The organism is Novosphingobium sp. (assembly GCF_041905565.1).
Taxonomy (GTDB): Bacteria; Pseudomonadota; Alphaproteobacteria; order Sphingomonadales; family Sphingomonadaceae; genus Novosphingobium.
The window spans coordinates 52,142-58,311 of record NZ_JAYRKX010000020.1 but is presented as its reverse complement, the minus strand read 5'-3'; the positions used below and the strand labels follow the sequence as shown (position 1 = coordinate 58,311).

Genomic DNA, 6,170 nt, shown 5'->3' with positions numbered 1-6,170 from the left:
CAAACTCCACCATAACGATGAGCCCGGTGGCCACCAGCGACGCCGCATTCCGGGGTGGGGCATGCCCCACCCCGGAATACACCGTCACATACACCGGAAATTACACCACGAGCGCGGACGCTAGCATCTTCTGGCTGTCTGGCAGTTTCGCAAGGGCAGCTTTCAGCTCCTTCACGGTAGTTGGTTTGCGGGTCAGGCTCATGGCTGCTGTCTCAAGATGGCTTGGATGGCACGGCGCAACATCTGGGCTTCTGTCAGATCGTTGCGATTGCACCATTCACGGACGGACTGCTTCAAGGTGGGCGAAACGATGGCGTGGATGGTATCTGGTGATGCTGGTGTCGTCATAGGTGTTGGTCTCCTTCATTTGTATTTATCTGGGGTATGGTGTCTGGCTGGATCATTCAGGCTTCTTCTTTGGTTCATGAACAATGGATCACCTGCTCTTGACGCGCTTAACGAACGATCTCTGGCACAAGATCGTTCACGAGGTGATTGAATGAGAGGAGAAGCTGGGTCGGCGATCATCGATCAAGCAACGGTTCGCTAGCACTCTCAAAATTTGCGGCTGCCTGTTTCCTTCAATGTGTAAAGGTCGGCTCCGTCTTGGTCGTATATGTCGCGGACATGGACGGCATCGGCATCGCATTTGAGCCACTCGAGGCGGCGCGCTTCGGCATGAATGGCGTTCACAAATTTGGCTTCGGGAAGCCACTCAGGCTTTTGAATGGCTATGTGAGCGTGTGGAAAATCATGAAGTTTGCCAAACTCGATTTGACAGTATCCTGGTATTAGGCACTTGCGCTTGTAGCGTTTCCAATGCCTTGCGCCCTTGATCGCGACAGTCAGTTTCTCAATGAACCGATCGACCTCAAGATTGTAGATTACCTCATCACCTCTGACGGGTCTTTTATACCTGATAAATCTTAGTGTTATGAAATGGGTAGTTGTAAGTTCGTCCATGATTTTCCTGCTTTTGTGTGCAGGAATATTTATAACGCCTAGAAGCGCGGAACTCTGAAATACAACATTTTTTTGAGATTTTTTCATCGCCGCTGTTCCGATATGAACAGGGCATGGAAATCGTCACAGCAGTGCAGCGCGGTTCACAGGTCTATGTCTACGGACAGGGGCAAAGGCAGCTTTGTGCCATCTTCGCTGGCAACGGTCCTGATGACGGATTGAAGGGATTCACATCGTCATCGGTTAGCGTTCGTAGAGGTCGCAACATTTATGTCTACGACGCACAGGGCAGGCAGATTTCAAGCGTGTTTGCGGGGTAAAATATACAACAAAGCCCCACTTGCGCGGGGCTTTCAAATTACAGAATTTAAGAGAAAAATGGTGCCGCCTATAGGATTCGAACCTACGACCCCCGCATTACGAATGCGATGCTCTACCAACTGAGCTAAGGCGGCAATGACGCGCCCATTAGCGTCATCTAGGCGATTTTCATACCCCCTTTTTCGCTTTCTTTGCAGACGTTTCTCGCTTTTCCGCATTGTCTGGAGATTTCCGTGCCTTGCGACCTTTCGCCCCATCCCTCATGCTTTGGAGCTGCTGGACATTCATCTCAGCGTGAAGGTGCTTGGCGTAGAATCGGTCGATCATCTCGGTCGATGTTCGGGCACTTCTTGCAAGGGTCAGCAAGGCGACGTTATCGCCTTTTGTGAGACGGAACATGATGCAGGTGTGGCGCAGACTGTAGAGCGTCCTGCTCTCACCGCTGGCTGTTTTCTTGAGATTGGCGATGGTCAGCAGCTGGTCAAACTGACGAGTGATGGTCCGCAGCGCATAATCACGGTTTTCACGATGCTCTGGCTGGAACAGGTAATCGTCAGGCTTGCCGAACCCTTCCTTGCGCTGCCTCTCTAGCAGCCTGTCATAAATCTCCACCGCCTCAGGCATCGTCACAACGGGACTGCCGTGGCTCTTCGTGGGTGGGTGCGTCAGGCGCAAATACGTCTGGTCACCGCGAATGACGGCAACATGCTTGTGTTGCAGGACCTTGATATCGGTTGGACGAATGAACGAGTTCGTCATGAACAAGATCAGATCGTAAAGCTCTTGGGTGATCGCGATGTTGCGCCGCTGCTCACCCTTCGTGCCAGCTTTCTTGAACACCTTGCCGATGTTGGCATCACAGGTTCGATGCAGCTTCGTATACTCAGCACTGTTGAACCACGGACGCGGCGTATCAACCGTCTTGAGGGTTGGGAATGCGGGCAGCGCATTCAGCACACCGACGCGCTGGGCATAGCGCAAAATCGTTTTGATGTGGCTGAGATGGATCTTGAGGGTGTTGATCGACAGCGGACGCTTGGGCGTCGACAGCTTGTTCAGGTAGTCGCTGATGTGGGCGTAAGAGATATCGGCAATCTCATACTTGCCAAAATGCGGCATCAAATCCGCTTCGAGCCTTGCCGCATCAAGTTGGAGCTTCTGCTTAGATAGCTCGCCGCGCTGAACCCGCGCCTCGTTCTCTCGGTGCAACCCTCTTGCACAAACCTCGAAGCCACTCGCCTTAGTGAATGGCAGCTGGTTCATTTTGTGGTGCTTGATATCGACGAAGACCTTCTTCGCAGCCGCTATCGCCTCTTTTTTGTCGGCGACCTTCAAACTGCGACGGATGATTTTGCCGTCTTCGTAGTAGCGCACATACCAGAACGGCGAGGCTGCCATCTTGTAGATAGTGAGAGTGCCGAACCCCGATATCCGCTGCAATGTGCCAGCCAGCGGCATCGTGCGATGGCGCACAGGAGGTTCCGTAGGAGGCGATGACAATCGCGACATAGGATTGTTGTATAGCAAAATCTATACAACAGCAACCAATAGCAAGTGACTGAACTTAATGATTTTTCGTGGAAAAATTGGGTGCCGCCAACACATTACGAATGATGTGCTCTACCGACTGAGCTAAAGCGGCATGCCGTTGTCGTGGCAGCGGGCGGTCGCCTAGCTTGCGGGGGGCGGGCAGTCAATCGTTGTTGTGGTGGGCGCGGCTTGCGGGAAGCGGTTGGGCTGGTATCGGTTGGGCTTCTGAGGGCGGGATGATGGCGCGGTGCTGGGCGGGTTGACGGGGCTGGAAATCGGGCTGGGACTGGCCCTGGTGCTTGGGGCACTGGGCTGGTGGCGCCTGGTCCTTGCCCTGCGCGTGCTTGAGCAGGCCATGGCGCGGCTAGCGCGGGATGAGCTGGATGCGCCGGTTCCCGCGCTGGGGCGCGGGCGGCTCGGGCGGGTCGGCGCGGCGCTGGAACAGGTGCGCGAGCGGCTGGCGCAGCGCCGCACGCTGCTCGCCGAGAATCGCTACAATGCCTACCTGGCCCAGCATGACGGGCTGACGGGGCTGCCCAACCGGCTGCAGTTCGCGGTGCGGATCGACGCGGCGATCGCGGCGGCCCAGGCCGATGGCGGGCAGGTTGCGGCGGTGATGATCGACATTGACCGGTTCAAGCACATCAACGACCGCTTCGGCCACGAGGCCGGCGATGCGGTGCTGCGCGGGGCAGCGACGGCCGCGCAGGCGGTGCTGCGCGAAGGCGAGGCACTTGCGCGGTTCGGCGGGGACGAATTTGCCGCGTTCAAGCACCTGCGCGGCGGGGCGGACGAGCTGGAGGAATTCCTCGACCGGATCGAGCGGGCGCTGTGCGCGCCGCTCGACAGCCATGGCGCGACGATCCGCCCGCGGGTCAGCATCGGGCTGTCGCTGTGGCCGGACGATGCGCAGCGCCGTGAACAGCTGATCAACAATGCCGACCTGGCGATGTACCGGGCCAAGGCCGGGCGGGCGCGCAAACGGCTGCGCTATGACCCGGAAATGGACGAGCGCGCCCGGCGGCGCGGCGCGCTGGTTGACGAGCTGGCCGGGGCCTGTGCGCGCGGCGAACTGGCGGTGTTCTACCAAGGGCAGCACCACGTCGATGGGACGCTGCTGGGCTATGAGGCGCTGCTGCGCTGGACCCACCCGCAGTTGGGCGCGGTCAGTCCGGCGGAATTCATCCCGCTGGCCGAAGAGGCCGGACTGATCCACGAGCTGGGCGACTGGGTGCTGCGCGAGACCTGCGCGGCGGCGATGAAGCTGCCGCCGCTGCTGTCGATTGCGGTCAATGTGTCGGCGGTGCAGCTGACCGATCCGGGCCTGCCGCACCGGGTGGCGCAGGCGCTGCGCCAGACGGGCCTCGCCCCGGCGCGGCTGGAACTGGAAATCACCGAAACCGCGCTGGCGGTGAATCGCGAACGCGCACTGGCCGTGCTGGGGCGGCTGCGCGCGCTGGGCGTGCGGGTGGCGATCGACGATTTCGGGGTAGGCTATTCCTCGCTCGACACGGTCAGCGTCTATCCGGTCGACAAGATCAAGATCGACCGCTGCTTCATTGCCGATTTCGTCCAGCATCCGGCTTCGCGCACGCTGGTTTCGGCGATCGTGTCGATCGGCGAATCGCTGGGCGTGCCGGTCCTGGCCGAAGGGGTGGAGACCGAGGCGCAGCTCCGCCTGGCGGAGGAGCTGGGCTGCCGCGCGGTGCAGGGGTTCCTGTTCGGGCAGCCGCAGCCGCTGGCGCTGATCCTGGCGCTGGGCCAGGCGGGCACGCTGGGCGCGCGGCGGCGCGGCGGGGGCTAGCCGATCTTTTGAAGGGGAAGGTGGAGGCCCGAGCCGGAATCGAACCGGCGTAAACGGATTTGCAGTCCGGTGCGTAACCACTCCGCCATCGGGCCTCACCAGCAGTTTCCTGCAGGAAGCGCGCCACTAGCCGAGCGGGCGGCGGGGCGCAACTTGAATCATGATACCCGCGTGAAGCTGACTTCGCGGCGCAGGGGATCGGCGCGGTCGAGCCGGACCTGGACCGGATCGCCCGGCACCACGTCGTTAGCTGCGGTGCGGGCCACCACCGGCACGTCGCACAGCTGGATCCGCGCGCCGGTGGGGCCAAGGTCGGTCACCACGGCGGCAAAGGTCTGCCCCTCGCGCCCGGCCAGCAGCGCGGTTTCAGCCAGGTCCACCACCGCGCGTTCGACCTGGGCGCTGCGGGCCTCGGCCTTGTCCATCACGCCGGGCAGCTGGTCAAACGCGGCGGCGACAGGCTCGGGCACAGGTCGGCCGTTGGCCACCGCCAGCGCTGCCAGCACCACGAAGCGATCGGCCAGCCGCCGCAGCGGCGCGGTGGCATGGGCATAGGTCGCCGCCATCGCCGCGTGCCACGGCACCACGCCCGCGCGCCACGGCTGGTAGCTGGCGCCCTGCCCGGCGCGGCGCACCGCGAGCATGAAGGCGGCGTGGCGCGGATCGGCGGGATCGAGCGATTTTTCGAACTGGGCGAGCGGGGCCTGGGCGGGCCATTCCATGCCAAAGGCGCGCGCGGTCTGGCGCAGGCGGGCAACGGCGAATTCATCCGGTTCGGCCATCACCCGGTACAGCCCGGTGCGATGGGCCTGGAGCAGGTCCGCGACCGCCATGTTGGTCGCCAATGACAGCGCGGCGTTGCGCCGTTCGCTGGGCAGCAGCGGGCGAAAGCGCAGGGCAAAGCGGCCATCGCCGCCCTGCTCCACCTCTTGTTCGGGTGGATCGACGCGGGCGGCGCCGCGGCGCTGTTCGGCCGCGGTGATCCGTCCGGCGAGTTCGGCGAAGCCGTCGGGCAGATAGGCATCGCGCACGGTTTCGTAGGCCAGCTTGGCGCGGCTGCGGATCACCGCGCGGGTTACCCCGTCCAGCACCACCGCGCCATCGGGCGTGACCCGGGTGGTGAACACCACCGCCGGGCGCGGGCCATCGGGCAGCAGGCTGGCCGCGCCTTCGGCCAGCACCGGGGGGTAAAGCCCGGCCTTGCCATCGGGGAGGTAGGTGGTCATCCCGCGTTGCCAGGCTTCGCCGTCCAGCGGATCGCCGTGGTCGACGAACCAGCCGACATCGGCAATGGCATAGTGCAGCAGCCAGTCCACCCCGGCCGGTTCGATCGCGAAGGCCTGGTCAAGGTCGGTCGCGCCGGCGGGGTCAAGGGTGACGAAGGGCCGCGCCGTCCAGTCGGCATGATCGGCAGGCATGCGCGCCGCCGCGCGGTCCGCCGCGGCCAGCACGTCTGGCGGGAACTGGCTGGGCACCTTGAACTGCCCCCGGATCGCCGCAAGTCCTTGGGTCAGCAGGCATTCGGGATCGCGCAAGGTCTTCATGGGGCTTG

At 62.3% G+C, this 6,170-nt stretch carries 4 protein-coding genes and 2 tRNA genes; 1 reads left to right on the top strand and 5 read right to left on the bottom strand.

Features of this window, described 5'->3' with window-relative positions; translation table 11 throughout:
• Window positions 1-555: 555 nt before the first annotated feature.
• The 3 genes from ACE3N9_RS14540 to ACE3N9_RS14530 form a co-directional block, all read right to left on the bottom strand.
• Window positions 556-963 carry a hypothetical protein gene (locus ACE3N9_RS14540; RefSeq protein ID WP_374284804.1) on the bottom strand — a complete coding sequence of 136 codons (408 nt, stop codon included), beginning with the start codon at window positions 961-963 and terminating at the stop codon, window positions 556-558.
• 379 nt (window positions 964-1,342) lie between these two features.
• A tRNA-Thr gene (locus ACE3N9_RS14535) sits at window positions 1,343-1,418 on the bottom strand.
• A gap of 34 nt (window positions 1,419-1,452) precedes the next feature.
• Window positions 1,453-2,742 (bottom strand): tyrosine-type recombinase/integrase, encoded by a 1,290-nt coding sequence (locus ACE3N9_RS14530; protein WP_374284801.1) that lies wholly within the window; start codon window positions 2,740-2,742, stop codon window positions 1,453-1,455.
• A 319-nt stretch (window positions 2,743-3,061) separates the two neighbouring features.
• Between ACE3N9_RS14530 and ACE3N9_RS14525 the strand changes: the two genes are divergently transcribed.
• The gene (locus tag ACE3N9_RS14525) at window positions 3,062-4,618 is read left to right on the top strand and encodes a putative bifunctional diguanylate cyclase/phosphodiesterase (protein WP_374284799.1); all 1,557 of its coding nucleotides are present in this window, start codon (window positions 3,062-3,064) and stop codon (window positions 4,616-4,618) included.
• A 21-nt stretch (window positions 4,619-4,639) separates the two neighbouring features.
• On the opposite strand, the gene ACE3N9_RS14520 is transcribed toward ACE3N9_RS14525, so the two are convergent.
• Together ACE3N9_RS14520 and ACE3N9_RS14515 are read right to left on the bottom strand one after the other, a co-directional pair.
• Window positions 4,640-4,713, bottom strand: a tRNA-Cys gene (locus ACE3N9_RS14520).
• Between the two features lie 63 nt (window positions 4,714-4,776).
• Complete coding sequence (locus ACE3N9_RS14515) at window positions 4,777-6,162, bottom strand: RNB domain-containing ribonuclease (RefSeq protein WP_374284797.1); 1,386 nt, start codon at window positions 6,160-6,162, stop codon at window positions 4,777-4,779.
• Between the last annotated feature and the right edge of the window lie 8 nt (window positions 6,163-6,170).

Bases quoted from the DNA above. Each gene is read 5' to 3' on its own strand.
- ACE3N9_RS14515 (WP_374284797.1), bottom strand. From the start codon at position 6,162: ATGAAGACCTTGCGCGATCCCGAATGCCTGCTGACCCAAGGACTTGCG.
- ACE3N9_RS14540 (WP_374284804.1), bottom strand. From the start codon at position 963: ATGGACGAACTTACAACTACCCATTTCATAACACTAAGATTTATCAGG.
- ACE3N9_RS14530 (WP_374284801.1), bottom strand. From the start codon at position 2,742: ATGCCGCTGGCTGGCACATTGCAGCGGATATCGGGGTTCGGCACTCTC.